We start from the raw sequence: 25,925 nt of genomic DNA, 5'->3' as shown, positions 1-25,925 counted from the left end.
CCCGAATCGCACGACCCGAGCAGTAGATACTCCGGAGGTCCTCATGGCTGCAACGACCCAAGCGCCCGCGCCCAAGCAGGAGACGGAGCTCAAGCGGGCGATCGGCCCGAAGCTCCTGCTGCTGTTCATCGTCGGAGACATCCTCGGCACGGGCGTCTACGCCCTCACCGGGCAGGTCGCGGCGGAGGTCGGCGGGGCCGCGTGGCTGCCGTTCCTCATCGCGTTCGGCGTCGCGCTGGTGACGGCCTTCTCGTACCTGGAGCTCGTGACGAAGTACCCGCAGACCGCCGGCGCCGCGCTCTACGTGCACAAGGCATTCGGCATCCACTTCGTGACGTTCCTCATCACGTTCATCGTGATGTGCTCGGGCATCACCTCGGCGGCGACGGCCTCCCGTGCGTTCGCGGCGAACCTGGCGGCTGGCATCGACGTCGAGCTCGGCAACGGCACGGTCATGCTGATCGCGATGGGCTTCATGCTGCTGGTGATGGCCATCAACTTCCGCGGCGTCTCCGAGAGCGTCAAGGCGAACGTCGTGCTGACGCTGGTCGAGCTGTCGGGTCTGGTGATGGTGATCCTGATCGGCTTCTACGCCATCTTCGGCGGCCGCGCCGACTTCTCGCGCGTGGTCATGTTCGAGACCCCGGGCGACAAGGCGCTGCTGCTCAGCATCTCGACCGCGACGAGCCTGGCGTTCTTCGCGATGGTCGGCTTCGAAGACAGCGTCAACATGGCCGAAGAGACGAAGGACCCCTCGAAGATCTTCCCGCGCGTCATGCTCACCGGCCTCGGCATCACCGCCGTCATCTACGTGCTCGTGTCGCTCTGCGCGGTCGCCGTGGTGCCGATCGGCCAGCTCGCCGACAACGAGACGCCCCTGGTGACGGTGGTCGAGACGGCGGCGCCGGGGTTCCCGATCGGATCCCTGCTGCCGTTCATCTCGATGTTCGCGGTCGCCAACTCGGCGCTCATCAACATGATGATGGCCAGCCGCCTGCTCTACGGCATGAGCAAGCAGCGCGTGCTGCCCGGCTTCCTGTCGAAGGTGCACGCGAAGAACCAGACGCCCTGGGCCTCGATCCTCTTCACGACCGGGATCAGCCTTCTGCTGATCGGCTACGTGTCGCTGTCGCCGGAGTCGCCGATCGTCGCCGTGCTCGGCGGAACCACCTCGCTGCTCCTGCTCGCCGTGTTCGCGGTGGTCAACCTCGTCGTCCTGAAGCTGCGGCGCGACACCGTGCCGCACGGCCACTTCCGCGCCGGCCGCGTGCTGCCCGTCATCGGGATCCTCGCCTGCCTGTGGCTGGTCCTGCCCTGGTCGTCGGGCCGCGGCTACGAGCAGTACGAGATCGCCGGCGCCCTCCTCGTCATCGGGATCGTGCTCTGGGGCGTCACCTTCTTCGTCAGACGGCGCGCAGGAACTGCAGCTCCCGAAGCTGCACCGGCGCCCGAAGACGAGCCCGCCGCCCGCCCCTGACGGCGCCGCACCCCGCCTGAATTGCCGCCCCGGCACCACCCACCCCTCCCGACCGACTACGGTTCATACAGTGAGTGACGAAAAAGCCCCGATCGAGACCGAGAATCCCGCAGCCGCAGAGAGCGGCGAGAGCGACCAGGTGACGTTCGCCGACCTGGGGCTGAGCGACGAGGTCCTGAAGGCCGTCCGCTCCATCGGCTACGAGACGCCGTCGGCGATCCAGGCCGCGACGATCCCGACGCTGCTCGCCGGCCGCGACGTCGTCGGCCTCGCCCAGACCGGAACCGGCAAGACCGCCGCCTTCGCGCTCCCCATCCTGTCGCGCCTCGATGTGTCGGCCAAGAAGCCGCAGGCGCTCGTCCTCTCCCCCACCCGCGAGCTCGCGCTCCAGGTCTGCGAGGCGTTCGAGCAGTTCGCGTCGGGCATGCGCGGCGTCCACGTGCTCCCCGTCTACGGCGGCCAGGCCTACGGCGTGCAGCTGTCGGCTCTCCGCCGCGGCGTCCACGTCGTCGTCGGCACCCCCGGCCGCATCATGGACCACCTCGCCAAGGGCACGCTCGACCTGTCCGAGCTCAAGTACCTCGTGCTCGACGAGGCCGACGAGATGCTCAAGATGGGCTTCGCCGAAGACGTCGAGACGATCCTCGCCGACACCCCCGACGACAAGCAGGTCGCGCTGTTCTCGGCGACAATGCCGTCGCAGATCCGCCGCATCTCGAAGCAGTATCTGAACGACGCCGAAGAGATCACGGTCAAGCAGAAGACCACCACGTCGGCCAACACCACCCAGCGCTACCTGATGGTGTCGTACCCGCAGAAGGTCGATGCCCTCACGCGCATCCTCGAGGTCGAGAACTTCGAGGGCATGATCATCTTCGTCCGCACCAAGAGCGAGACCGAGACGCTGGCCGAGAAGTTGCGCGCCCGCGGGTACTCCGCCGCCGCCATCTCGGGAGACGTCGCCCAGGCGCAGCGCGAGCGCACCGTCAACCAGCTCAAGTCGGGCAAGCTCGACATCCTGGTCGCCACCGACGTCGCGGCCCGCGGCCTCGACGTCGACCGCATCAGCCACGTCGTCAACTACGACATCCCGATCGACACCGAGTCGTACGTCCACCGCATCGGCCGCACCGGTCGCGCAGGCCGCTCGGGCGCGGCGATCAGCTTCGTCACGCCCCGCGAGCGCCGCCTCCTCGGTGCGATCGAGAAGGCCACTCGCCAGCCGCTGACGCAGATGCAGCTGCCGACCGTCGAAGACGTCAACGTGACCCGCCTGACCCGCTTCGACGACTCGATCACCGAGGCGCTGTCGCAGGAGGCGCGGATCTCGGACTTCCGCGACATCATCGCCCACTATGTCGAGCACCACGACGTGCCCGAGGCCGACGTCGCCGCCGCCCTCGCCGTCGTCGCCCAGGGCGACACCCCGCTGCTGCTCGACCCGGCCGCCGAGCGCGCCGCGCGCCCACCGCGCGAGGAGCGCCCCGCCCGCGACGGAGACCGTCCGGCCCGCTCGTTCGACCGCGACGACCGCGGCGAGCGCCCCGAGCGCCGCCCCCGCTCGAACGCGCCGATGACCGCCTACCGCATCGAGGTCGGTCGCCGCCAGCGCGTCGAGCCGCGCCAGATCGTCGGCGCACTGGCCAACGAGGGCGGACTGTCGCGCGAGGACTTCGGCGCCATCCAGATCCGCCCCGACTTCTCGATCGTCGAGCTCTCGTCGGAGGTCGGCCAGGACATGCTCGACCGCCTCGCCGACACCCGCATCAGCGGCAAGCTCATCGAGATCCGTCCCGATCGCCGTGGTGCCGGGGTTGCGCGTCCGCCGCGCGAGTCCGACCGCGGGTCGCGCGACGAGCGGCCGGCGCGCAAGCCGCGCTACTAGAAGTCCTGCGGGCCCTGCCGCGGGTTGCGTCCAGGCGCGCGCGCTCGACGGGGTTGGGTGTGCGCTCCGACGGCAGGTTGCCGGCGGCAGTTCCTGCGCTTCCCGGACTCTTCGGCGAGGTGGCCCCCACCGTCGCCTCGCCGCCCGCGACCCGACGCGCAAGGCCACCTCGCGCGGCTCGACCGGCAACGCCACCTCGCGCGGCTAGACCGGCAACGCCACCTCGCGCGGCTAGACCGGCAACGCCACCTCGCGCCGCCAGACCCACGGCCCGGGCCAGACCACCCTGCAACCGGATACCCTCACCGCATGGACGATCTCACAGTCGAGCTGGCATCCGTCGGGCCCGCCGCCTTCACCGCATCTGACTACAGGCCGACTCGCGTACGGCACGTGGTGCTCTTCCGCTTCGGGCCGGAGGCGACGCAGGAGCAGCGCGACGAGGTGACTCGGCGGTTCCGGCAGCTGCGCCACTCGGTCCGGCCCGACGGCGCCCCGTACATTGTGTCGATCGAGGCGGGCCCGCAGTCGAGCGGCGAGAATGCCGGACACGGCTTCGAGGTCGGCTTCGTCGTGACCTTCGCGTCGGAGGGCGACCGCAACTACTACGTCGGCGCCCCCGTGCAGAGCGACCCCGCGTTCTTCGACCCGGAGCACGCCGCCTTCAAGGAGTTCGTCGGCCCCCTCCTCGAGACCGGCGGCCGCGGCGCGCTCGTGTTCGACATCGTCGACGACGGCGACTCCTGAGAAGCGCGGTCAGTTCCGCAGCTGCCGCGGCAGGTCGTCGATGCGCGCCATCTCGTCGTCGTCGAGGGCGAACCCGTCGAGGTCGATGTTCTCTCGGATCCGCTCCGGGTTTGACGACCGCGGAATCGCCACGATCCCCTTCTGCACGAGCCACCGCAGAGCGACCTGCGCGCTCGTGACGCCGTGATCAGATGCGATGGCACCCAGCGCAGGATCCCGCAGCACCGGCCCACCCTGCCCCAGGGGCGAGTACGCGGTCGTCGAGATCCCCCGCTGGCGGTTCTCCTCGACGAGCTCCGCGCGCTGGCGGCGGGGGTGCAGCTCGATCTGGTTGACGGCCGGCACGACGTCCGACCCCTTCGCGAGGGCGTCGAGGTCGGCCGCGTCGAAGTTCGAGACCCCGATGGCGCGGACCTGGCCGGCGTCGAGGAGTTCCTGCATCGCGAGCCAGGTCTCGAGGTTGGTCTTCGCGTTCTGCGGCCAGTGGATCAGGAGGAGGTCGATGACGTCGACTCCGAAGTTCTTGCTGGAAGCGTGGAAGGCGCGGCGGACTCCCCCGTCAGACATGTCGGTGCGCCAGATCTTCGTCGTGAGGAAGCGGTCGGCCGGGGCGAGGCCCTCGTCGGCCAGACCCGCGGCGACGTCGCGCTCCGTGTGGTACATCGTGGCGCTGTCGAACGCCGGGTAGCCGGCCGCAGCAGCAACGGCGACCGCCTCGCGGTTCACCTGCCAGGTGCCGAAGCCGATGGCGGGCATGGCGACGCCCGGGGCGTTGGGCAGGGGGACGGTCAGGTCGACGATGCTCATGCGGAGGGCCCTCTCACTCGGGGCCGTCTTCACGACCCGTCCTGATTCTGTCGTACCCGCTCGGAGGCGGGCCTGTCTCAGCACGGGCGGTTCGCGGCGGAGCGCCCCGCACCTGTCGCGAGATGGCCTCCGCTGTCGCCGTGCCGGATCGCAGGCGACGGCGAGGGCCATCTCGCCGGCAGCGCCACGCCCGCACGAACGAAGACGGCCGCCCGTAGGCGACCGTCTTCACAAGCGCGTCGTTAGCTGACACTGGTCGGGCTGACAGGATTTGAACCTGCGACCCCTTGACCCCCAGTCAAGTGCGCTACCAAGCTGCGCCACAGCCCGAGATTGCTCTTCGTGATGAAGTGCGACCCGGTGTTGCCCCGACCGAGGCAACCGGACCAGCATACCCGACTCCGGCGCCCGCTCCGAACCACTCCTGCATCGGCGGAGGTGCGGCGACCCCCGACCCGCGCCGTAGGCTGGGGGCACGATGAGAGCGACGCACGTGAAGCCCGCGACGACGGTGATCGCGGTGGCGATCCTGAGTTCCTGCGCCCTGGCTTTGACGGGGTGCTCGACGGGATACCCGAGTATCGAGGGCGTGTGGCGGGCCAGCGACGGCTCGGCGAACAAGACCGTCAGCGACGACGGAAACTGCACGAACATGCTCTACAAGGGCGCGACCATGATCGAGATCGCGAAGCCGGGCATGTGCCACATCACGGGCTCGGACGGCACCGGGTACACGCTCGAGGTCGAGCAGGGCGGCACGACTGTCGACTACACGGCGACGTTCTCGAAGAACGACTCGACGATGACGCTCTCCCGCGTCGGCGATGACTTCGTGACACTGACCAGGGTGCCCAGCGCCCACTGACCACCCGGGGCGCTCCCGCGGGCCCTCTCGCACGGCGGGCTCAGCCCCGCGCGCCGCGAGTTCGCAAGGATCGCGCGGCGGGGCGTCCTTGTCGGCGTCGCACCCGCGCCCCGGGATCCTCGTGGGGCATGCACGATTCGCCCGAAATCCTCGCTCGCGTACACGGCGTCCTTAGATAAGGACGACGACGACGACGCCCCTCACGCGTGATGCGCGCAGTGATCCCCCATCGGCTCCATCGGCAGGTCGAGCATGGGGTTGCCGTCGAAGAACCCGACGGGCTTGAGGTGGAACCCGGCGCGCGCGACCGGCATCACGGGCCAGTCCTCAGGCCGCACGACGTGGTGCACGCCGACGGTGTACCAGCAGACGACGTCCTGGTCTTCGAGCGGCCGGTCGCCCTCGATGAAGCGCGAGACGCCCTGGTCGACGGGCTGCTGCGCGATGTACTCGCCGGCCGCGTACCGCTCGCGCGGTGAGTACTGCGTCACCCAGAGCTGCTTCGTCGCGAAGGCTCCGCGCTCGCGCTGCTGCGACCCGGGCATCGCGAAGAAGGGCGCGGCCGCGCCGGGCTCGATCAGGTAGCCGGGGCGCCCGCCGATGCCGTTGAGAGTGTCGGACGACGTCACCAGCCAGGTGCGCGCGGTCTGCGGCGACGCCTCGCGGGCCGCGCCGGCCTCGGAGGTCAGGCGGGTGCGCGACACCTTCCACGCGCTCCCCCACGGGTTCTCTGGCCCCGCCGGGACAGCCGCCGAGTTCAGCTCGTCGACGTTGTTGCGCTGGCCGTCGACCTGCATGTCGAGGCGCACCGAGAAGAAGTGCTGGTGGTGCGGGCCGTAGAGCTGGGGCGCGACCTGCGTGCCGAAGCCGGGCTCGCCGCCGGGGGCGACCGCACCCTCGAGCAGGGCGCCGGTCGAGATGATGCCGGTGAGCTTCACCTCGAGCTCGATGGAGCCGTCGAGGTGCAGGTTCCAGTAGAAGCCGTAGTCGTAGTTGCCGACGGTGACGAAGAACGAGATGACGAGGCGGCGGTTGCGGCGCACCTCGCCGCGGCCGTCGCGGTACTCCGTGTGCTTCCAGCCGATGCCGGCGTCCTCCTCGTGGATGCAGATCCCGTTCGGGATCGTGATCGCGCCGCCGTCCTGGTCGTTCACCACGGCGTCGAGGTAGAGGATCTCGCCGACGCAGTCGCAGCCGAGCTCGAGCGAGTTCGCGAGCACTCCGAGGCCGTACTCGCCTTCGTCGAAGACGTTCTTGTTCCAGTGCGTAGCCGCGGGGTCGCCGTAGGGCACGTACATCTCGGCGACCGACCCGCGGTAGAGCACCGGCCGCAGGCGGCCGTGGTCGTCGTACCGGACATCCTGCAGCACCACGCCCTCCCGCGGCGTGTAGCCGACGTTAAGCCGCCACGGGCCCCAGCTCAGCGAGTGCCCCTCGAGCACCACGCTCGACCCCTCGGGCTGGCTGATCTCGATCGGCTTCATCGGCGCGCGGGCCGCGGTGAGCGGCGGGTACTGGCCGTCGCGCGACCAGAGCGCCTCCTCGAAGTTTCCGTTGGTCGGCGGCAGCGGCACGACGCCGTGGTCGACGACCTCCAGTACCTCCCAGGTGTCCATGTCGATGGTCACGATCAGGCCCTCGACGGGGTGCGCGTAGCCGTTGTCGTACTGCCCGCGCCGCACGAAGGTCAGCAGCCGGGCGAGGCGCCGCGTCGGGGCGTCGCCCTCGCCGGTGTAGCCCGACGACCACTTGTCGATCATGGCGCCGCTGAAGTCGTCGACCCCGCGCAGCCGCATGGCGGCCTGCCAGCGCGGGTCGGCGCGCACCAGCTCCTCGGACTTGTCGAACTCCTCCACCGTGATCGGCGGCTGCACGCCCTCGATGTGCTCGAACGACACCACGGCGTCCTGCGTCAGCGACACGATCGCCTCGTACGTCGCGTGCTCGGCCGTCTCGCGGATCACCGCGAACCCCTGGCGGTCCCACGCGTCGCCGGGCCGCCAGGCGACGACCTCCGCCTTGGGCGGGTCGAACGTCTCGATGAAGACGAACCGCGAAGTGGCCTTCAGCCCGTGATCCCGGCGCAGGATCCGCGCCACCCCGGCGATCTCGGCCGCCGACAGCGGCTCGAGCGGGTGCGCGGCGGGGCCGGCGTCGCTCGTGCGGGCGGCGTCAGCGGGCACCGCGTCGTCGTGGTGGGCGTGGCCGGCGTGCGCGTCGTGGCCGGCGTGCGCGTCGTGATCGCCGTGCGCGTCGTGGTCATGGCCGGCGTGCTCGGGCGCGGTGTCGTCGGCGTCGGCGTGGTCGGCGTCGGGCGGGGTGTGGGTCACGGGCGGTCCTCCGAGGCGGGGCTGGGGGCCGCGGCGACGTCGCCGGGCCGGCGTCCGTCGACCGTACCGACGGGGCGGGCCCCACGCCCACTGCCGAAACGGCGCGCAGGGTCGCCGTTTCGGCGGCGGCCGGCCGGCGCTACCCCTGCGACGCCGGCACGGCCCGCGTCGCCCGCGGCCGCGCGAGCAGCACGACGAGCACCAGCGCCGCGAGGGCGAGCGCGACGATCGCCGGGGCTCCCACGTCGACCGCGTGCGCGAGCCCGCCGGCGGTGGCCTCGGCTCCGAGCCACAGCGCGGCGGCCCCCTGCACCAGGTAGGCGACGAGGTAGACGGCCGACAGGGTTCCGGCGCGGTGGTGGGCGGGGGCGTAGCGGCTGACGATCTGGAGGCCGGCGGCGAACAGGAGGCTGTAGGCGACGCCGCCGAGCACGCAGAACACGAGGAAGAGCCCGAGCGAGTGCAGCGACGCGGCCAGGATGAGCGAGCCGAACCCGGCGGCGGCCGCGACGAACGCGATCGGGGTGGCCACGACGAGCGGGATCCTGCGCGATGCCAGCGCGACGACGCCGATCACGACCATCGACAGGGCGATGATGGCGCCGGTCACGAACGCGTTGTCGCTGCCGACGAGCTGCTTGCCGATCGACGCGCCGAGCGACAGCACCACGGCGCCGAGCGCGTACGAGGCGCTCACGCACACCGCCGCGGCGGCGACCGCGCCCCACAGGGCCTTCGGAACGTGGATGCCACGAGGTCGCCAGCGCGCGCCGCCGGCGGGGCGATCCGGCTCGAGGCGCCAGACCAGCACGAGCACGACGGCCTCGACGGCGAGCAGCACCCAGTAGGTGAGGTGCAGCGGGAACGGCGCGTACTGCACCAGCGCGCCACCCAGCAGGGTCGCGAACACGAGGCCGACCGCCGTCGACGCGGTGCTGATCGCGCCGGTGCGGGCCGAGTTGACCGGACCGGCGATGTCGATCATCTTCGCGGTTGCGGGGCTGAGCGACAGGCCGACTCCGAGGCCCATGAACCCACGGCCGATCAGCACCCAGACGACCCCGGGCGCGAGCGCGAACAGCAGCACGCCGACGATCGACGCGAGCACGCCCAGCAGGATGCTGCCTCGGCGCCCGATCGTGTCGCTGAGGTCGCCGAAGACGAGCAGCACGATCACGAGCACGAGCGGGTAGACGGCGAAGATGGCGGTCGTCGCGAACGGCGAGAGGTGCCAGTCGGCGGAGTAGAGCGGGTACACCGGCGTGGCCGCCCCTGACGTCCACAGCGCGAGGGCGAGGACGGCGGCGCAGGTCCAGAAGGCGAGACGGCTCGAAGCGGGCATGGGGCGACCCTAGCAGGGCTGGATACGGAAAACCAAGTGAGCTATCGTTGTCCCATGTCCCCGCGCCCCTGCCCCGACCCCACCTGCGGCATCGCCCAGAGCCTCGACGTCCTCGGCGAGCGCTGGGCCCTCCTCGTGGTGCGCGACGCGTTCCTCGGCAGAACCCGCTTCTCGGAGTTCCGCGCCTCCCTCGGCGTCTCTCCCGACGTGCTGACGACCCGCCTCGCGACCCTCGTCGAGTACGGGGTGCTCGAGCGGCAGACCTACCGCGAGCCCGGCGAGCGCGAGCGCGACGAGTACGTCCTGACCCCGGCCGGTCGCGAGCTGGCGCCGGTCCTGGCGGCACTCGGCCGGTGGGGCAACGACCACCGCCCGGTCGAGGGCGCAGGAACTCGCCTCTCGTACCGGGCCGCCGACACCGACGAGCCGCTGCGCCTGGCGTTCGTCGACCCAGCCGGGCGTGCTGTCGCGCCGTCGGCGGTGCGCGTCGAGCGGCGGCCGGTCGCGGCCCCGTAGCCGTCGCGCCGCCCGCGCCGCCGCGCCCCGCCGTCCGCCCGTGCACTCGCACGGCTAACCGTTTCGCGCGTCGCTAACCAACGCGACGGTTAGCGGCGCGTGAAACGGTTAGCTGAGCCCCTCCAGGCCGGCCAGCGGCCACGGCTGCCGCCCGCGCGGCCGCCGACCTCAGCCCCGCGCTGGCGGCGGGAACGCCGACCGCATCGTCGGCGACGACAGCTGCACGGCGACCCCGACCATGAGCGCCGAGAACACGAGCTGCTCGACGACCATCCACGTCGGGTACAGCCCCGGGAAGCTCGCGACGACAACCGTGACGAGCGGGAAGATCCGCGAGAACAGCCGCATCCGCGCGAACGCCCAGTAGTAGCCGAGCTGGGCGCGCCAGGCGAAGACGTAGAGCGACAGCGTCAGGAGCAGCACCACCGTGGAGCGGAACCACACAGCCCACGGCACCTTCACCCCGTGCGACGCGAGCACCACGGCGATGACGATCGCGGCGAGCCCGACCGCCGTCTCGCCGACGAGCAGGGCCCGGATGCGCTGGAAGGCCCGGACCGTCAGAGGGTGCGACCGCATGTCCTCGCGCACGACATAGGCGTGCTGACGGCCGCCGGCGAGCCGGTCGACGCGGAACCGGCCGAACAACCCGTCGAGCAGCGCTCCGAACGTGCCGGGGGTCGGCGTCGATGCGGTGGCCATGCCGTCCATTCTCGCCCATTCCCGCACCCGCGCCTCGCCTGCACAGACAGAATCGGCCTCGACGCCAGTCCGCGGACTGCCGTCGAGGCCGATTCGATGGGCCCAGGCCTACGCGCGCTTGCGCTTCTCGCGCACGCGCATGTTCACGGTGATCGGCGTGCCTTCGAAGCCGAAGATCTCGCGCAGGCGCCGGGTGATGAAGCGGCGGTACTGCGGGTCGAGGAACCCGGTCGTGAAGAGCACGAACGTCGGCGGACGGTTGGCCGCCTGCGTGCCGAACAGGATGCGGGGCTGCTTGCCGCCGCGCACGGGGTGCGGGTGCTCCTGGGTGAGCTCGGCGAGCAGGGCGTTGAACTTTCCGGTGGGCACGCGGGTGTCCCACGACTCGAGGGCGAGCTCGAGCGCGGGCACGAGCTTCTCGAGGTGGCGGCCGGTCTTGGCCGAGATGTTGACGCGCGGCGCCCAGGAGACGTGATCGAGGTCCTGCTCGATCTCGCGCTCGAGGTAGCGGCGGCGATCTTCGTCGAGGAGGTCCCACTTGTTGAACGCCAGGACCAGAGCGCGCCCGGACTCGAGGACGAGGTCGATGATGCGGAGATCCTGCGTCGAGATCGTCTCTGTCACGTCGAGGACCACGACAGCGACCTCGGCCTTCTCGAGAGCGGCAGACGTGCGCAGCGATGCGTAGAAGTCGGCGCCCTGCTGGAGGTGGACGCGCTTGCGGATGCCGGCGGTGTCGACGAAGGTCCAGATGCGGCCGCCGAGCTCGACCTGCTCGTCGACGGGGTCGCGGGTGGTGCCGGCCATCTCGTTGACGACGACGCGCTCTTCGCCGGCCGACTTGTTGAGCAGCGACGACTTGCCGACGTTCGGGCGACCGAGGATCGCGACGCGGCGGGGGCCGCCGATCTCTTCTTTGGCGACCTTCGAGACGGCCGGGAGCATCGTCATGGCCTTGTCGAGCAGGTCGGCGACGCCACGGCCGTGGAGGGCAGAGACCGGGAACGGCTCGCCGAGGCCGAGGCTCCAGAGCTCGGCCGCCTCGATGGCCTTGCGGTCGTCGTCGGTCTTGTTGGCCACGAGCAGCACGGGCTTGTGGGTGGCGCGGAGCATCCGCACGACGTGCTCATCGGTCGCGGTGGCCCCGACGTTGACGTCGACGACGAACAGCACGGCGTCGGCGAGGTCGACCGCGATCTCGGCCTGCATCGCGACGGAGGCGTCGATGCCGAGCGCGTCGGGCTCCCACCCGCCGGTGTCGACGACGGTGAAGCGGCGTCCGCCCCACTCGGCCTTGTACGAGACGCGGTCGCGGGTGACGCCGGGCTTGTCTTCGACGACGGCCTCACGGCGGCCGATGATGCGGTTGACGAGCTGCGACTTGCCGACGTTCGGGCGGCCGACGATGGCGAGCACCGGGAGCGCGGGCGCGTAGGTGATCGCGTTCGGGTCCCACTCCGACGCGTCGAGCACGTCGAGGTCTTCGTCTTCGAGCTCGTACGCCTCGAGGCCCTGGCGGAGCGACGCCGCGCGCTGGTCGGCGTCGACGTCGTCGAGGGTCGCCAGGCGGTCGGCCATGGAGTCGTCGAACTCCGGGAAGTCTTCTTTTTCGTTCGCCATGCTGGCTCCTTGCGGTTTGGTGCCCGCGCGCTCAGCCTTCGGCGGCGGGCGCCGTGGCAGTGGAACGCACGAGCTCGACCACGGCCGAGACGGTCTGATCGAAGTCGAGATGAGTGGAGTCGAGGGTGGTGACGCCGGGAGCGGCTGTCATGAAATCGACCACCTTGCTGTCCTGCTGGTCTCTCCTGGTCAGCTGCCGGGCTGTTTCTTCGGCACTCTGCCCCGTGATCTCCGCGGAACGCCTCGCCATTCTAGCCTCTTCGGACGCCGTGAGCAGGATTCGCACCTGAGCGTCCGGTGCGACCACCGTGGTGATGTCGCGCCCCTCGGTGACGACGCCGGGTTTCGACGTCGACGAGATCACGCCGCGAAAGAGGGAGACCAGGAACTCGCGCACCTCGGGAATCTTCGACACGTGCGCGACCGACTGTGTCACGCGCGGCGTCCTGATCTCGTCGGTGACGTCGACGCCTGCGACCTTCACGAAGTACTCGTCGGGGTCGATGCCGATCTCGTAGTCGAAGCTCGGGATGGCAGCCACCACCGCGGCGGGGTCGGTCAGATCGACGTCGGAGTTCGCGACGTGCAGCGCGAAGGCCCGGTAGGCGGCACCGGTGTCCTGGTAGTCGAAGCCGAGCGCCCGAGCGGCCGCCTTGCTGACACTGGACTTGCCGCTGCCGGCGGGGCCGTCGACGGCCACGACGACCGGGCGGTAGAGGTCGCTGGCGCGGTACCGCGCGAGGAGGTCGCTCTTGAAGGCGGCGAGCTCGGCGGACGTCTGCGGGTTCGAGTTCTGGGGGTTCGATTTCTGGGGAAGGTCTGCGTTGCTCACTGTGCTCCTGCGATGGTCCACCCGCGGCGGACCAGGTCGTCGATCAGTCGTTCTTCGTGCTCGGGCACGACGCTCACCTCGGCGAGGCCGAACTGGGCGCCGGGCGAGTGCTCCAGGCGGAGGTCCTCGAGGTTGACCCCGATCTCGCCGATCTCGGTCAGCAGGCGTCCGAGCTGGCCGGGGGTGTCGTCGACGAGCACCACCACCTGCGTGAACACCTTCTTTTGGCCGTGCTTGCCGGGCAGGCGGGCCACACCCGCGTTGCCCGAGCCGATCGCCTCGGCGACGACGCGGAGCGAGCCCGGGTCGGCGGGCGCGTCGAGTGCGGCGATGACGCCGTCGAGGTCGTCGCGGTAGGCGCGCAGCACGGTGGCGACCCCGGCCGCGTTGGCGCCGAGGATCTGCACCCAGAGCGCTGGATCGCTGGCAGCGATCCGCGTCACGTCGCGGACGCCCTGGCCGGCGAGGCCGAGCGAGGCGTCCGGAGCGTCGCGAAGGCGCGCCGCCATGAGCGACGCCACGACCTGCGGGGCATGCGACACGACGGCGACTCCGGCGTCGTGGTCTTCGGGAGTCATCTCGATCGGGGTCGCGCCGAGGTCGAGGACGAGGTCTTCGAGGGCCGCCGCAGCGCGGTAGCTGATGCCGTCGTGCCCCGCGATCACCCAGGGGCGCCCGACGAACAGGTCGGCGCGCGCCGAGACGGGGCCGCCGCGCTCGCGCCCGGCCATGGGGTGCGAGCCGATGTAGCGCGAGACGTCGGCGCCGCGGCGCTCGAGCTCGCGCAGGGGCTCCACCTTCACGCTGGCGACGTCGGTCACCAGGGCTGCGGGGTAGGACTCCAGCTCGCGCTCGACGATGTCGGCCGTCACGTCGGGCGGCACGCACACGACGATCAGCGTGGGCTCGTCGCCCTCGGCGGGAGCGCGGCCGGCGCCGTAGTCGATCGCGAGGCGGCGGGCCGACGGCGAGGCGTCGTCGAGGATGACCTCGACCCCCTGCTGCCGGAGCGCGAGGCCGATGCTGGCGCCGAGGAGGCCCGATCCGACGATCCGGACGACTCCGGCCAGGCGCTTGGAGTCGTCGCTCACCGGTCGCCTCCGGGTCGCTGCCCGCCCGGGCGCTGGCCCTTGCGGCGCTGCTCCTGCTGGCGGCGCACCTCCGAGCGGCGGCTGGGCGCCGGGGCGCGGCCGCCGGTCACGTCGCCGTTGACGGCCACGCGGCGGTTTCCGTCGCTGTCGTACTGCTTCTTCGGCACGCGGCGAGCGCCGGCATCGGACGCCTCGGCGGCACCGCGACGGCTCTCCTCGCGGGCGTCGAGCTCGGGCTCGTACTCCTCGTCGTCTTCGTCGTAGTACTCCTTGTCGCTCTCGGCGACGTCGTCCTCGACGTCGGCGACGAGCTCGACCCCCGTCGAATCCATGGCGTCCTGCACCACGGCCGCCACGACAGCCGACGGCTCGGCGGGAGCGATTCCGGCGTCGCGCGCGATCGTCAGGATGTCGCCCAGCTCGTCGCGGGTCAGGTCGCGGACCTCGCCGATGCGCAGCGACCCGAGGTGCAGCGGGCCGAACGAGCGGCGCACGAGGTCGACGACGGGGTGGCCCACAGCGTCGAGCATGCGCCGCACGATGCGGTTGCGGCCGGAGTGCAGAGTGATCTCGATGATGCTGGTGCCGCCCGCACGACCCGTGCCGCGGTCGACGATGCGCGCGGAGTCGGCGTGGATCGGCCCGTCGTCGAGCTCGATGCCCGCCATGAGCCTCTTGGCCGTGGCCGGAGTGATCGAGCCCTCGACCTTGGCGATGTACGTCTTCGTCACGCCGAACGACGGGTGCGCCAGCACATGAGCGAGCTCGCCGTCGTTGGTGAGGATGAGGAGCCCGCTGGTCTCGGCGTCGAGGCGGCCGACGTTGAAGAGGCGCTCCGGGTAGTGACGCGTGAACTCCGTGAGGTCGGGGCGGCCCCGCTCGTCTTTCAGCGACGAGACGACGCCGACCGGCTTGTTGAGCATGAGGTAGCGGCGCGACGTGTCGAGCTGCGCGGCCTGGCCGTCTACGACGACCTTGTCGACCGCGGGGTCGACCCGGCGGCCCGGCTCGGTCACGACGACGCCGTTGACCGTGACGCGCCCGGCGGCGATCAGGTCTTCGCTGACGCGGCGGCTGGCGATGCCGGCGGCGGCCATGACCTTCTGCAGGCGCTCGCCCTGTTGCTCGTTCTTATCGGACATCCTCGAACCCTCCGGCTCCATCGGGAAGCAGCGGCGAGATCAGCGGCAGGTCGTCGAGCGAGTTGATGCCGAGATGCGTCAGAAGCAGCTCCGTGGTCTCGTAGTTGATCGCCCCGGTCTCGGCGTCGGTGAACGACTCCGTGATGAGACCCCGCCCGAGCAGCGTGCGCACGACGCTGTCGACGTTGACCGCGCGGATCTGCGCGATGGCCCCGCGGGTGATCGGCTGCTTGTACGCGATCACGGCGAGCGTCTCGAGCGCAGCCTGCGACAGCTTCGTCGGGTTCTGCGTCAGCACGAAGTCGCGCACGATGGGGTCGAACTCCTCGCGCACGTAGAAGCGCCAGCCGCCGCCGACCTCGCGCAGCTCGAACCCGCGCCGCACTCCCCCGGCGTCGCCGTCGAAGTCGGCCACGAGGTCGTCGACGGCCTGTCTGACCGCAGGAACGGGCGCACCCACCGCCGTGGCCAGCGCCACGAGGCTCTGCGGCTCGTCGGCCACCATCAGGATGGCCTCCAGCGTGCGGGCGATGGGCACGCCGGGGGCGGGCTGATCCTGCGCCGCGTGCTTCTGCCCGGGCTCGTGCAACTGCTCTGCGGCTTGGCTGTCAGCCGTCATAGTCGGCCCCCAGGTTGGCGAGGTTCTCTTCGGTCCAGTGCTCCGCCGTCCAGCGGATGGTGAGGTCGCCCAGCGGCTCGAGCTGCTCGAAGCTCAGCGACGCGTGGCGGTACAGCTCGAGGATCGCGAGGAAGCGGGCGACCACGACGCCCTTGACGTCGACCCCGTCGATCAGCTCGCGGAAGCTCATCACGGCGCCGCGGCGGAGCATCGACACGACGATCGCGGCCTGCTCGCGGATGCTCACGAGCGGGGCGTGCAGGTGGTCGAGCCCGACGGTGGGCTCGTCGCGCGGCGTCATCGCCAGAGCCGCGATCGCCGCGAAGTCGTCGACCGAGAGGGTCCAGACGAGCTCGGGAGTCGAGACGCGGAACTTCTGCTCGAGGCGGACGCTGCGCGCGTGGCGGTCGCCCTCGGCCTCGCCCCGCGAGGCGAACCACTCGGCGGCCTGCTTGAACGCGCGGTACTGCAGCAGGCGCGCGAACAGGAGGTCGCGGGCCTCGAGGAGCGCGACGTCTTCGGCGTCGACGAGCTCGCCCTGGGGCAGGAGGCCCGCGACCTTGAGGTCGAGCAGGGTCGCTGCGACGACGAGGAACTCGCTGGCGCGGTCGAGCTCTTCATCGGAGTCGAGGCGGCGCAGGTACGAGAGGAACTCGTCGGTCACGGCGCTGAGGGCGATCTCGGTGATGTCCATCTCGCGCTTCGTGATGAGCGAGAGCAGGAGGTCGAAGGGCCCCGAGAAGTTCGTCAGGCTGACGCGGAAGGCGGAGTCGGTCGACGATTCGACGTCGGCGGCGACATCGGCCGGGTCGGCGGCAGCTGTCTCAGGCTGCGGCGCCACGGGCGATGAGCTCTCTGGCCAGCTGGCGGTAGGCCTCGGCGGCGGGGTGCGACGGAGCGAACTGGTTGATGGGCGCTGCGGCGACCGAGGCGTCGGGAAACTTCACGGTCCGCGTGATGACGGTCTCGAGCACCCGGTCGCCGAACGCGTCGACGACGCGCTCCAGCACCTCGCGGCTGTGGAGGGTGCGCGAGTCGTACATGGTCGGGAGGATGCCGTCGAGCTCGATGTCTTCGTTGAGGCGGTCGCGCACCTTGTCGATCGTCTCGACGAGGAGGGCCACGCCGCGGAGGGCGAAGAACTCGCACTCGAGCGGGATCAGGACGCCGTGAGCCGCGGTCAGCGCGTTGACGGTCAGGATGCCGAGCGACGGCTGGCAGTCGACGAGGATCACGTCGTAGTCGTCGCGGACCTTGCGGAGCACGCGCGCCAGGATCTGCTCGCGGGCCACCTCGTTGACGAGATGCACCTCGGCGGCGGAGAGGTCGATGTTGGCCGGGATCACGTCGAGACCCTCGACGCCGGTCGACTGGATGACCTCGTAAGGGTCCTTGACGGTGCCGATGAGCAGGTCGTAGATGGTGGGGACATCGTGCGTCTGCACTCCGAGGCCGGCGCTGAGCGCACCCTGCGGGTCGAAGTCGACGGCGAGCACGCGTCGGCCGTACTCGGCGAGCGAGGCGCCGAGGTTGATCGTGGTCGTGGTCTTGCCCACGCCGCCCTTCTGGTTGCAGAGCGAGATGATGCGCGCCGGGCCGTGGCTGAGCAGCACGGGCGGCACGGCGAACGTCGACAGGGGTCGGCCGGTCGGGCCCGTCTTCGGGGCCGACTCGGTGCTGGTGTTCGGCGTCGTGCTCACCCGGCAATCCTACCGGCGGGGCGGCTCCGCGCCGGTGTGGCGCGGCGGGCACGGACGTCCTTTCGCGAGGACGCGCTGCGCGTTCGCAAGGATCTTCGCCGCCGATCGCGCACCCCACAAGGAAGCATGGCCATAAACCGTCCCGTCGCAAGGACGCCCACCCCGCGAATCCTTCCGAACTACAGCCGCGCAGCCGCCGAGCGCGCAGCCGCCGACCGCTCGGCCCGAGCCCGCCGCGCCGCCGTCTCCCCCGGCGCCCATCGCGCGCGCGGGTGCGCCGCCCCGTACGCGTCGCGGAGCGCGTCGGCCGTCACCAGCGTGTAGATCTGCGTCGTGGCGACCGAGGCGTGTCCGAGCAGCTCCTGGACGACGCGCACGTCGGCGCCGCCTTCCAGCAGGTGCGTCGCGAACGAGTGGCGCAGCGTGTGCGGCGACACCTCGAACCCGAGCTCGGCGCGTTCGCCCGCCGCCTGGATGATCAGCCACGCGTTCTGCCGCGACACCCGCGCCCCGCGCACGCCGAGAAAGAGGGCCGGCGTCGCCGATCCCCGCGCCGAGAAGAGCGGCCGCGCCCGCACGAGGTACGCGTCGAGGGCCCGGCGGGCGTAGCTGCCGAGCGGCACGATCCGCTGCTTGCCGCCCTTGCCGAACAGTCGCACCACGTCGCCCTCGATGACGTCGTCGACGTTGAGCGAGACGGCCTCCGATACCCGGGCGCCCGTCGCGTACAGCAGCTCGAGCAGCGCCTTGTCGCGCAGCCGCGTGGGCTCGTCGCCGTCGGTCGCGGCCAGGAGCGCCTCGACCTGCGCGATGCTGATCGCTTTCGGCAGCCGCGACGGCAGCTTCGGCGGGCGCGTCGTCGTCGTGGCGTCGTCGGCGACGAGCCCTTCCTCGGCGGCGAACCGGTGGAAGCCCTTCACGCTCGACACGATCCGCGCGATCGACGACGCGGCCAGCGGCGGCTCGCGGGTCGCGAGGTGCGCGGGGAAGTCGCCGACGGTCGAGGGCTCGACGGACGCGGGGTCGACCACCCCTCTCTCGCGCAGGAACTCGGAGTACAGCCCGAGATCCCGCGTGTAGGCCGACACCGTGTGCGGCGACAGCCCCCGCTCGATCGCGATGTGCCGCAGGTAGCGGCTCACGGCGTCGGCGAGGGAGGTCATGCCCCCACGCTAGGCCAGGTGGGCGCCGACCCGGCTAGCGCCCCAGCTTCGCGTGCAGCGCCAGCGCCGCGATCGCGAGGATCGAGTTGTGCAGCCCGCCGTCGAGCACGCCGGCCACGATGTCGTCGAGGGCGACCCAGCGCACCTCGATGTCGGCCTCCTCCGCCTCGCGGTCGAATGCCTGATCGGTGGCGCTCACGCCGGTGGCGTGGAACACCACGAGCTTCTCGTTGCTGCCGCCGGGCGACGTGTTGAACGTGACGAGGTGCTCCCACGTGTCGGCGTGCAGGTCGGCCTCCTCGGCCAGCTCGCGCTGCGCGGCGACGAGGGTGTCTTCGCCGGGGATGTCGAGCAGCCCGGCCGGGAGCTCCCAGTCACGGCTGCGGACGGGGTGCCGATACTGCTTGATGAGCAGGATCCGCCCCGCGTCGTCCTGTGCGACGACAGCGACGGCGCCCGTGTGGTCGATGTACTCGCGGCGGATCGACTCGCCGTTGTACGTGAAGGCGTCGCGCCGCACGTTCCAGACGGCGCCGGTGAAGACGACGTCGGTCGCAGTGACGTCGACCTCGAACGCGTCGTCCGAGAGCGGGATCGACTCAGGCACCTTCGGCAACCTCGAACAGGCGGGTCGCGTTCTGGCGGTCGAGCGACGCCGAGACGAGGCCCTCGAACAGCGGGTGAGCGTGGTTCGGACGCGACCGGAGCTCGGGGTGCGCCTGCGTGCCGATGTAGTACGGGTGCTCGGCGCGGTCGAGCTCGACGTACTCGACGAGGTGGCCGTCGGGCGACGTGCCCGAGAACACCAGGCCGGCGTCGGCGATCTGCTCGCGGTAGTGGTTGTTGACCTCGTAGCGGTGGCGGTGGCGCTCCTCGACGAGCTCCGAGCCGTAGAGGTCGGCGGCGAGCGAGCCGGGCAGCAGAGCCGCCGGGTAGAGGCCGAGGCGCATGGTGCCGCCGAGGTCGCCGTCGGCGATGATGTCGACCTGCTCCGCCATCGTCGCGATGACGGGGTGCTCGGTGTCGGGGTCGAACTCCGACGACGAGGCGTGCTCGAGCCCGGCCTTGCTGCGGGCGTACTCGATCACCATGCACTGCAGACCCAGGCACAGGCCGAGTGCGGGGACGCCGTTCTCGCGGGCGAAGCGCAGCGCGCCGAGCTTGCCCTCGATGCCGCGGATGCCGAAGCCGCCGGGGACGCAGATGCCGTCGACCTCGCCGAGCGCTTTGGCGGCGCCTTCCGCGGTCTCGCAGTCGTCAGACGGGATCCACCGCAGCGAGACCTTCGTCTGCTGCGCGAAGCCGCCGGCCTTGAGGGCCTCGGTGACGCTGAGGTAGGCGTCGGGGAGGTCGATGTACTTGCCGACCAGCCCGATCGTGACCTCGTGCTTGGGCTCGTGCACGGCCGAGAGGATCGGGTTCCAGCCCGTCCAGTCGACGGCGCCAGCCTTCTCGTCGAGACCGAGGTGCTCGATGATGTACGCGTCGAGGCCCTGCTCGTTGAGCATCGCCGGGATCTCGTAGATGCTCGGCACGTCGCGCGCGTTGACCACGGCGTCCTCGTCGACGTCGCACATGAGGGCGATCTTGCGGCGGTTGGACTCGGTGACCGGACGGTCGCTGCGGAGCACCAGCGCGTCGGGCTGGATGCCGATGGCGCGGAGCGCGGCGACGGAGTGCTGCGTCGGCTTCGTCTTCTGCTCGCCGGAGGCGCCCATGAACGGCACCAGCGACACGTGCACGAAGAAGACGTTCGAGCGGCCGAGCTCGTGGCGCACCTGGCGGGCCGACTCCAGGAACGGCTGGCTCTCGATGTCGCCGACCGTGCCGCCGACCTCGGTGATGATGACGTCGGGCTGCGGCTCGTCGGAGGCCTGCAGGCGCATGCGGCGCTTGATCTCGTCGGTGATGTGCGGGATCACCTGGACCGTGTCGCCCAGGTACTCGCCGCGGCGCTCCTTCGCGATGACCGTCGAGTAGATCTGACCGGTCGTGACGTTCGCCCCCTGGTTGAGGTTGATGTCGAGGAAGCGCTCGTAGTGCCCGATGTCGAGGTCGGTCTCGGCGCCGTCGTCGGTGACGAACACCTCGCCGTGCTGGAACGGGTTCATCGTCCCGGGATCGACGTTGAGATACGGATCGAGCTTCTGCATGACGACGCGCAGACCGCGCGAGGTGAGCAGGTTGCCGAGGCTGGCTGCCGTGAGGCCCTTGCCGAGAGAGGAGACGACGCCCCCTGTAACGAATATGTGCTTCGTTACTTTGGAGGAGCTAGGACCCGAGTTCTGATTAACCACCACGGGCTTCCATCCTACGTCACTCACGGTTCCTCTCCCAGCCCCTCGCGTTACGACCGTGAGTCGACGGGCCGGCCCGCGCGTGTCGAGCCGTCTGAGGCGGCCAGGTCGAGCAGCTCGCGCGCGTGCTCGAGGCCGCTCTCGCTGTCCGGCAGGCCCGAGAGCAGCCGGGCCATCTCGGCGACGCGCTCGTCGCCGGTCAGCTGCTGCACGCTCGATGCGGTGACCGATCCCGTGGCGTCCTTCACGACGCGGAGGTGGTTCGTGGCGAACGCGGCGACCTGGGCCAGGTGCGTGACCACGATCACCTGCGACCGCTCGGCGAGCATCGCCAGGCGCCGCCCGATCTCGATCGCGGACGACCCGCCGACGCCGGAGTCGACCTCGTCGAACACGAACGTCGGCACGTCGCTCGACGCGGCCATGACGACCTCGATCGCCAGCATGATGCGCGAGAGCTCGCCGCCCGAGGCGCCCTTGCCCAGCGGCCGGGCCTCGCTGCCCGAATGCGGCTTGAGCAGGAACTCGAGATGGTCGGCTCCCGACCCGCCCAGCTCGTCGCGCTCGGTCACGGCGACGACGAGCTCGGCCCCGGTCATCGCCAGTGCCGAGAGCTCGGCCGATACCCGTCGGGCGAGGTCGTCGCCGGACGCCCGGCGCAGCTCGGTCAGCGTCGCGGCGAGGCGGCGGGCCTCGGCGTGGGACGCCTCGACGTCGTCGGCCAGCTGCGCGACGCGGTCGTCGTCCCCGTCGAGCTCGACCAGCCGCGCCGACCCCGTCGACACCAGGTCGATGACCTCGGCGAGCGAGGGACCGTGCTTTCGGACGAGCTGGGCGAGGAGGGCTCGGCGTTCCTGCACCGATTCGAGCTCGCGGCTGACATCGGCGTCGAGGGAGCCCAGGTAGCTGGAGAGCCGCGAGCTCGTCTCCGAGACCTGGACGCTCACCTCGGTGAGGAGGTCGGCGATCGACGCCAGCTCGGGATCGTGGCGCGAGACCCGCTCGATCTGGCGGCGCGCCTCGTCGACGAGGGTGACGACGTCGCGGGTCCCGTCGACGGAGTCGGTCGAGAGCACCTCGTGGGCCAGGCCGGCGGCGAGGCGGAGGTCTTCGGCGTTGCTCAGGCGCTCGGCCGTGGCCTCGAGCTCGTCGTCTTCGCCGGGCTGCGGATCGACGGCCACGATCTCGTCGATCGCGGCGCGCAGGGCCTCGGCCTCGGCGAGGCGGGCGTCGCGGTCGCCGGTGATCTCGGCCAGCTCGCGGGCAGCCAGCTGCCAGTCGTCGTAGGCGCGGCGGTACTCGGCGCTCGTCGCGGCCAGCTCGGCGCCGCCGTGGGCGTCGACCGCGTGCCGCTGGGCGGACGCCGACTTGAGGCGGATCTGCTCGGACTGCCCGTGCACGGCGACGAGGTGCTCGGCGAGGTCGCCCAGGACGCCGACCGGCGCGCTGCGTCCGCCGACGACGGCACGGCTGCGGCCCTCGCTCGACACGATGCGGCTCACGAACAGCTCGCCGTCGTCGATGTCGCCGCCGGCGTCGCGGACGCGCTCCGCGACGGCGCCGTCGTCGGGCACCGACCAGCGGCCGTCGACGACGGCCTGCGGCGAGCCCTGGCGCACGGCTCCGCCGTCGGCGCGCTGCCCGAGCAGGAGGCCGAGCGCCGAGACGACCATGGTCTTGCCGGCGCCTGTCTCGCCGGTCACCGCGGTGAACCCCGGGCCGAGCGGCAGTGTCGCGCGCCCGATCACACCGAGGTCTCTGATGCTGATCTCCTCAATCACGAAGGGCCTCGATCACGGAGTCTCCTGCGGGCCTCGCCAGCCGGTGACGGGCAGGTGGAACTTCGCCACGAGGCGATCCGCGAACGGCGCGCGTCGGAGGCGGGCCAGCCGCACGGGCTTGTCGGACCGCTTCGCGACGACGCGAGCGCCGGGCTCGAGCGTGTGAGCGCGGCGGCCGTCGCTCCAGAGGACTCCCGAGCCGTCGGTCCGGCTGAGCACCTCGACGGCGAGCGTCGAGTCGGGCCCGACGACCAGCGGGCGAGCGAACAGGGCGTGGGCGCTGAGCGGCACGAGGATCATCGCCTCGACCTGGGGCCAGACGACAGGGCCGCCGGCGCTGAAGTTGTAGGCGGTCGAGCCGGTCGGGGTCGACATGACGACCCCGTCGCAGCCGAACGACGACAGCGGGCGGCCGTCGACCTCGATGACGACCTCGAGCATCCGCTCGCGCGCGGCCTTCTCGACCGTCGCCTCGTTGAGGGCCCATGACTCGTACACGACCTCGCCGTCGACGAGCACCGCGATGTCGAGGGCGAAGCGCTCCTCGACCTCGTAGTCGAAGGCGAGGACGCGCTGGATCGTGTCCTGCAGGTCGTCGCGCTCGCTCTCGGCCAGGAACCCGACGTGGCCGAGGTTCACGCCGATGATGGGCGCACGAGTGCCCCGCACCAGCTCGGCGGCGCGCAGGATCGTGCCGTCGCCGCCGAGCACTACGACCGACTCGACGTCGTCGACCGACACGTCGGAGCCGAGGATGTCGACGCCGTCGAGCGTGGGCTCGGCGGCGCGGACGTCGTCGTACTCGTCTCGCGGCAGGACCGGGACGAGACCCGCGGCCACCAGCGCTCCGCACACCTCGAGCGCGGCGTCGATCGAGTCGCGCCGGCCCGTGTGGGAGACGATCAGAATGTGACGATCGGGCTGGGCGCTCGCGTCAGGAAGCTCGGCAGTCATGCTCAGCCCTTCGTCATCTCGTCGACCCGCTGGATCCATTCTGTCGGATTCACCCCGGCGGCAGCGCTGAGGTGCACGCAGTACTCGCGATTGCCGTTGGTGCCGACGATCGGCGACGGGATGACACCGGCCGTCCTGAGGCCGAGGTCGTGAGCCGACCAGAGCACCGACTGCACCGCGTCGGAGCGGAGGGCCGCATCGTGGACGATGCCCTCGCGGATGCCCTGCCGACCGACTTCGAACTGCGGCTTGACGAGCAGCACGAAGTCGCTCGCGGGTGCGACGGACGACACCAGCGCGGGCAGGACCAGACCCAGCGAGATGAACGAGAGGTCGCCGACGACGAGATCGATCGTCGACGCGTGCGGGCCGGAGGCGACGAGGGCGTCGCGCGTGAGGTAGCGCGCGTTCGATCCCTCCACCACGGCGACCCGGTCGTCGCCGCGGATGCGCGGCGCGAGCTGACCGTGGCCGACGTCGAGGGCGACGACGGAGCGGATGCCGCGCTCGAGAAGCACCTGGGTGAAGCCGCCCGTGGACGCCCCGACGTCGAGCGCGTCGCGCCCCGCGGGATCGACGCCGAACGCGTCGAGAGCGCCGATCAGCTTGTGAGCCGCCCGGCTGACGTAGTGGTCGAGGCCCGCCACCTCGATGCGCTGGACCGGCAGGGTCGAGAAGGACGCCTTCAGCACCGGCTTGCCGTCGACCGTCACGAGACCGTCGGCGAGCATCCGGTGGGCATGCGTCCGCGACCGCGCGAGGCCGCGGCTCGTGAGCGCCACGTCGAGTCGCTCGGGCCCCGACAGCGCGGCCTCGGGCTCGGTGGCAGGCGTCATGCCACTCCGGTCGATGCCTGACGGCCGCCGTCGAGCACGGCTCGCAGCTCGTCGTGAACGTGCGCGAATGCGACGGCGCGAGTCTCGAGCGGCTGGCCGTCGATGACGGCCAGTCGCGAGATGAGATCGTTCGTTGCTTCGTTCGCGTCGCTCATGGTCGATCCACCCTAACCGCTCCCGCCGACATCGCTCGGCGGCCGTCCACAGGGTCGCGCCGATCCTCCTGGATCAGGCGTGCAGCGCCGGGTCGACGACCATGCCGTAGATCATCAGTCCGCTCGCCCAGACGGCCGCAGCGCCGGCGCGCAGCAGGTCGACCGGGAGATCGCCGCTCTCGAGCACCGTGACGACATTGCCGTGCAGCTGCACGCGCGCGTCGCGCACCGTGAAGACTCGTGCGCCGTCTCGACTCGTCGTCTCGACGGTCGCCGGGTACTCCTCGTGCAGCTCCCGGAGGTCACCGAGGATGTACTGAGGACGCGAGTCTACCGCGGCGGCCAGCACCTGCTTGGCCTTGTCGATGCCGGTCAGCACCAGCACCGAGGGGATGCCCGCCTTGTTGGCGCCGATGATGTCGGTGTCGAGGCGATCGCCGATGAACAGCGGCGCCTCGGCGGCGTACCGCTCGAGGGCGGCGTCGAAGATCGCCCTCTCGGGCTTCCCCGCCACCAGCGGCAGCCGGCCGACTGCCGTGTGGACTGCGGAGACGAGCGTGCCGTTGCCGGGGGCGATGCCCCGCTCCTGCGGGATCGTCCAGTCCTGGTTCGTGGCGATCCAGGGGATGTCGGCGGCGAGAGCGAAGGACGCCTCGGCGAGGTCCTTCCAGCCGACCTCCGGCGCGAAGCCCTGGATGACGGCAGCCGGGGAGTCGTCCGCCGAGCGAGTCACGGTGAAGCCGGCAGACTGCACGACGGTGGTGAGACCCTCTCCCCCGACGACCAGGATCGTCGAGCCGGGCTCGACAGCGTCGACCAGGAGTCGGATGGCCGCCTGCGGGCTCGTGACGACGTCGTCGCCCGACACGTCGAGGCCGAAGCCGCTCAGCTGCGCGGCGACCGCGTCGGCCGTGCGTGAGGCGTTGTTGGTGATGTACGCGACGCGAGCGTCGGCGGCGGCCCTGTTCAGGCTCTCGACGGCGTGCGGGATCGCGTTACGGCCGGTGTACACGACGCCGTCGAGGTCGGCGAGGACGACGTCCACTCCTGCCAGCGGATATCGC

General features: G+C 71.1%; 23 protein-coding genes, 1 tRNA gene and 1 pseudogene. 5 read left to right on the top strand and 20 right to left on the bottom strand.

The genetic code is table 11. The features are described from left to right. Positions 1–43: 43 nt before the first annotated feature. The 3 genes from AC3CBB_RS03425 to AC3CBB_RS03415 all read left to right on the top strand — a co-directional run bounded on the left by AC3CBB_RS03425 (position 44) and on the right by AC3CBB_RS03415 (position 4,109). Positions 44–1,477 carry an APC family permease gene (locus AC3CBB_RS03425; protein ID WP_488625989.1) on the top strand — a complete coding sequence of 478 codons (1,434 nt, stop codon included), beginning with the start codon at positions 44–46 and terminating at the stop codon, positions 1,475–1,477. A gap of 91 nt (positions 1,478–1,568) precedes the next feature. Continuing rightward, a complete protein-coding gene (locus tag AC3CBB_RS03420; protein WP_488626704.1) occupies positions 1,569–3,362 on the top strand; it encodes a DEAD/DEAH box helicase in 1,794 nt (597 codons plus the stop codon). A 309-nt stretch (positions 3,363–3,671) separates the two neighbouring features. Then, entirely contained in the window at positions 3,672–4,109 is a 438-nt protein-coding gene (locus AC3CBB_RS03415) for a Dabb family protein (protein ID WP_488625988.1), read from the top strand. Between the two features lie 9 nt (positions 4,110–4,118). On the opposite strand, the gene AC3CBB_RS03410 is transcribed toward AC3CBB_RS03415, so the two are convergent. Next, positions 4,119–4,916, bottom strand: a complete 798-nt coding sequence (locus AC3CBB_RS03410) for an aldo/keto reductase (protein ID WP_488625987.1) — start codon at positions 4,914–4,916, stop codon at positions 4,119–4,121. Between the two features lie 253 nt (positions 4,917–5,169). Beyond that, a tRNA-Pro gene (locus AC3CBB_RS03405) sits at positions 5,170–5,246 on the bottom strand. Positions 5,247–5,394: 148 nt separating this feature from the next. Here AC3CBB_RS03405 and AC3CBB_RS03400 point away from each other — a divergent pair. Continuing rightward, positions 5,395–5,781 (top strand): hypothetical protein, encoded by a 387-nt coding sequence (locus tag AC3CBB_RS03400; RefSeq protein ID WP_123504265.1) that lies wholly within the window; start codon positions 5,395–5,397, stop codon positions 5,779–5,781. Between the two features lie 200 nt (positions 5,782–5,981). Here AC3CBB_RS03400 and AC3CBB_RS03395 read toward each other — a convergent pair whose 3' ends face one another. Beyond that, positions 5,982–8,111, bottom strand: a complete 2,130-nt coding sequence (locus AC3CBB_RS03395) for a primary-amine oxidase (RefSeq protein ID WP_488625986.1) — start codon at positions 8,109–8,111, stop codon at positions 5,982–5,984. Between the two features lie 139 nt (positions 8,112–8,250). Then, positions 8,251–9,453 (bottom strand): MFS transporter, encoded by a 1,203-nt coding sequence (locus AC3CBB_RS03390; protein ID WP_488625985.1) that lies wholly within the window; start codon positions 9,451–9,453, stop codon positions 8,251–8,253. Between the two features lie 54 nt (positions 9,454–9,507). On the opposite strand from AC3CBB_RS03390, the gene AC3CBB_RS03385 reads away from it, so the two are divergent. After that, positions 9,508–9,969, top strand: coding sequence for a winged helix-turn-helix transcriptional regulator (locus tag AC3CBB_RS03385; RefSeq protein WP_488625984.1), 462 nt, complete (start codon positions 9,508–9,510; stop codon positions 9,967–9,969). Positions 9,970–10,137: 168 nt separating this feature from the next. Here the strand turns inward: AC3CBB_RS03385 and AC3CBB_RS03380 are convergent, their stop codons facing one another. The 16 genes and pseudogenes from AC3CBB_RS03380 to AC3CBB_RS03305 all read right to left on the bottom strand — a co-directional run bounded on the left by AC3CBB_RS03380 (position 10,138) and on the right by AC3CBB_RS03305 (position 25,906). Further along, the gene (locus AC3CBB_RS03380) at positions 10,138–10,671 is read right to left on the bottom strand and encodes a hypothetical protein (RefSeq protein ID WP_488625983.1); all 534 of its coding nucleotides are present in this window, start codon (positions 10,669–10,671) and stop codon (positions 10,138–10,140) included. A gap of 108 nt (positions 10,672–10,779) precedes the next feature. Next, on the bottom strand, positions 10,780–12,291 hold the full coding sequence (gene der / locus AC3CBB_RS03375) for a ribosome biogenesis GTPase Der (protein WP_488625982.1): 1,512 nt from the start codon (positions 12,289–12,291) through the stop codon (positions 10,780–10,782). 31 nt (positions 12,292–12,322) lie between these two features. Then, the gene (gene cmk / locus AC3CBB_RS03370; protein WP_123505120.1) at positions 12,323–12,991 is read right to left on the bottom strand and encodes a (d)CMP kinase; all 669 of its coding nucleotides are present in this window, start codon (positions 12,989–12,991) and stop codon (positions 12,323–12,325) included. Between the two features lie 128 nt (positions 12,992–13,119). Continuing rightward, complete coding sequence (locus tag AC3CBB_RS03365) at positions 13,120–14,214, bottom strand: prephenate dehydrogenase (protein WP_123504260.1); 1,095 nt, start codon at positions 14,212–14,214, stop codon at positions 13,120–13,122. 371 nt (positions 14,215–14,585) lie between these two features. Next, a pseudogene (locus tag AC3CBB_RS03360) lies at positions 14,586–15,356 on the bottom strand (pseudouridine synthase); the annotation flags it as partial. After that, positions 15,346–15,975, bottom strand: a complete 630-nt coding sequence (gene scpB / locus AC3CBB_RS03355) for an SMC-Scp complex subunit ScpB (protein WP_488625981.1) — start codon at positions 15,973–15,975, stop codon at positions 15,346–15,348. The gene scpB and the pseudogene AC3CBB_RS03360, both read right to left, overlap by 11 nt. Next, complete coding sequence (locus AC3CBB_RS03350; protein ID WP_488625980.1) at positions 15,965–16,816, bottom strand: segregation and condensation protein A; 852 nt, start codon at positions 16,814–16,816, stop codon at positions 15,965–15,967. Before AC3CBB_RS03350 ends, scpB begins: the two co-directional genes overlap by 11 nt. Then, a complete protein-coding gene (locus AC3CBB_RS03345; RefSeq protein ID WP_123504256.1) occupies positions 16,800–17,675 on the bottom strand; it encodes a ParA family protein in 876 nt (291 codons plus the stop codon). Before AC3CBB_RS03345 ends, AC3CBB_RS03350 begins: the two co-directional genes overlap by 17 nt. Positions 17,676–17,854: 179 nt before the next feature. Beyond that, entirely contained in the window at positions 17,855–18,838 is a 984-nt protein-coding gene (gene xerD / locus AC3CBB_RS03340; protein WP_488625979.1) for a site-specific tyrosine recombinase XerD, read from the bottom strand. Positions 18,839–18,872: 34 nt separating this feature from the next. Beyond that, positions 18,873–19,445 (bottom strand): NUDIX domain-containing protein, encoded by a 573-nt coding sequence (locus AC3CBB_RS03335; protein WP_488625978.1) that lies wholly within the window; start codon positions 19,443–19,445, stop codon positions 18,873–18,875. Then, positions 19,438–21,138, bottom strand: coding sequence for a CTP synthase (pyrG, locus tag AC3CBB_RS03330; RefSeq protein ID WP_123504253.1), 1,701 nt, complete (start codon positions 21,136–21,138; stop codon positions 19,438–19,440). The genes AC3CBB_RS03335 and pyrG overlap by 8 nt, the downstream gene beginning before the upstream one ends. 47 nt (positions 21,139–21,185) lie before the next feature. Then, positions 21,186–22,916 carry a DNA repair protein RecN gene (recN, locus tag AC3CBB_RS03325; protein WP_488625977.1) on the bottom strand — a complete coding sequence of 577 codons (1,731 nt, stop codon included), beginning with the start codon at positions 22,914–22,916 and terminating at the stop codon, positions 21,186–21,188. 12 nt (positions 22,917–22,928) lie between these two features. Then, positions 22,929–23,870, bottom strand: a complete 942-nt coding sequence (locus AC3CBB_RS03320) for an NAD kinase (RefSeq protein WP_123504251.1) — start codon at positions 23,868–23,870, stop codon at positions 22,929–22,931. A 2-nt stretch (positions 23,871–23,872) separates the two neighbouring features. Continuing rightward, positions 23,873–24,706 carry a TlyA family RNA methyltransferase gene (locus tag AC3CBB_RS03315; RefSeq protein WP_488625976.1) on the bottom strand — a complete coding sequence of 278 codons (834 nt, stop codon included), beginning with the start codon at positions 24,704–24,706 and terminating at the stop codon, positions 23,873–23,875. Then, positions 24,703–24,861 (bottom strand): hypothetical protein, encoded by a 159-nt coding sequence (locus AC3CBB_RS03310; RefSeq protein ID WP_199738162.1) that lies wholly within the window; start codon positions 24,859–24,861, stop codon positions 24,703–24,705. Before AC3CBB_RS03310 ends, AC3CBB_RS03315 begins: the two co-directional genes overlap by 4 nt. Positions 24,862–24,934: 73 nt before the next feature. Then, complete coding sequence (locus tag AC3CBB_RS03305; RefSeq protein WP_488625975.1) at positions 24,935–25,906, bottom strand: HAD-IIA family hydrolase; 972 nt, start codon at positions 25,904–25,906, stop codon at positions 24,935–24,937. Positions 25,907–25,925 lie beyond the last annotated feature (19 nt).

Source organism: Frondihabitans sp. OV104 (assembly GCF_057787745.1).
The sequence above is the reverse complement of the archived record's forward strand: the minus strand, read 5'-3'. Positions and strand labels throughout refer to the sequence as shown.

Coding starts and splice junctions, on each gene's coding strand:
- AC3CBB_RS03425 (WP_488625989.1), top strand. CDS start 44: ATGGCTGCAACGACCCAAGCGCCCGCGCCCAAGCAGGAGACGGAGCTC.
- AC3CBB_RS03415 (WP_488625988.1), top strand. CDS start 3,672: ATGGACGATCTCACAGTCGAGCTGGCATCCGTCGGGCCCGCCGCCTTC.
- AC3CBB_RS03410 (WP_488625987.1), bottom strand. CDS start 4,916: ATGAGCATCGTCGACCTGACCGTCCCCCTGCCCAACGCCCCGGGCGTC.
- AC3CBB_RS03400 (WP_123504265.1), top strand. CDS start 5,395: ATGAGAGCGACGCACGTGAAGCCCGCGACGACGGTGATCGCGGTGGCG.
- AC3CBB_RS03390 (WP_488625985.1), bottom strand. CDS start 9,453: ATGCCCGCTTCGAGCCGTCTCGCCTTCTGGACCTGCGCCGCCGTCCTC.
- AC3CBB_RS03385 (WP_488625984.1), top strand. CDS start 9,508: ATGTCCCCGCGCCCCTGCCCCGACCCCACCTGCGGCATCGCCCAGAGC.
- AC3CBB_RS03380 (WP_488625983.1), bottom strand. CDS start 10,671: ATGGCCACCGCATCGACGCCGACCCCCGGCACGTTCGGAGCGCTGCTC.
- der (WP_488625982.1), bottom strand. CDS start 12,291: ATGGCGAACGAAAAAGAAGACTTCCCGGAGTTCGACGACTCCATGGCC.
- scpB (WP_488625981.1), bottom strand. CDS start 15,975: ATGACGGCTGACAGCCAAGCCGCAGAGCAGTTGCACGAGCCCGGGCAG.
- xerD (WP_488625979.1), bottom strand. CDS start 18,838: ATGACCTCCCTCGCCGACGCCGTGAGCCGCTACCTGCGGCACATCGCG.
- AC3CBB_RS03320 (WP_123504251.1), bottom strand. CDS start 23,870: ATGACTGCCGAGCTTCCTGACGCGAGCGCCCAGCCCGATCGTCACATT.
- AC3CBB_RS03315 (WP_488625976.1), bottom strand. CDS start 24,706: ATGACGCCTGCCACCGAGCCCGAGGCCGCGCTGTCGGGGCCCGAGCGA.
- AC3CBB_RS03310 (WP_199738162.1), bottom strand. CDS start 24,861: ATGAGCGACGCGAACGAAGCAACGAACGATCTCATCTCGCGACTGGCC.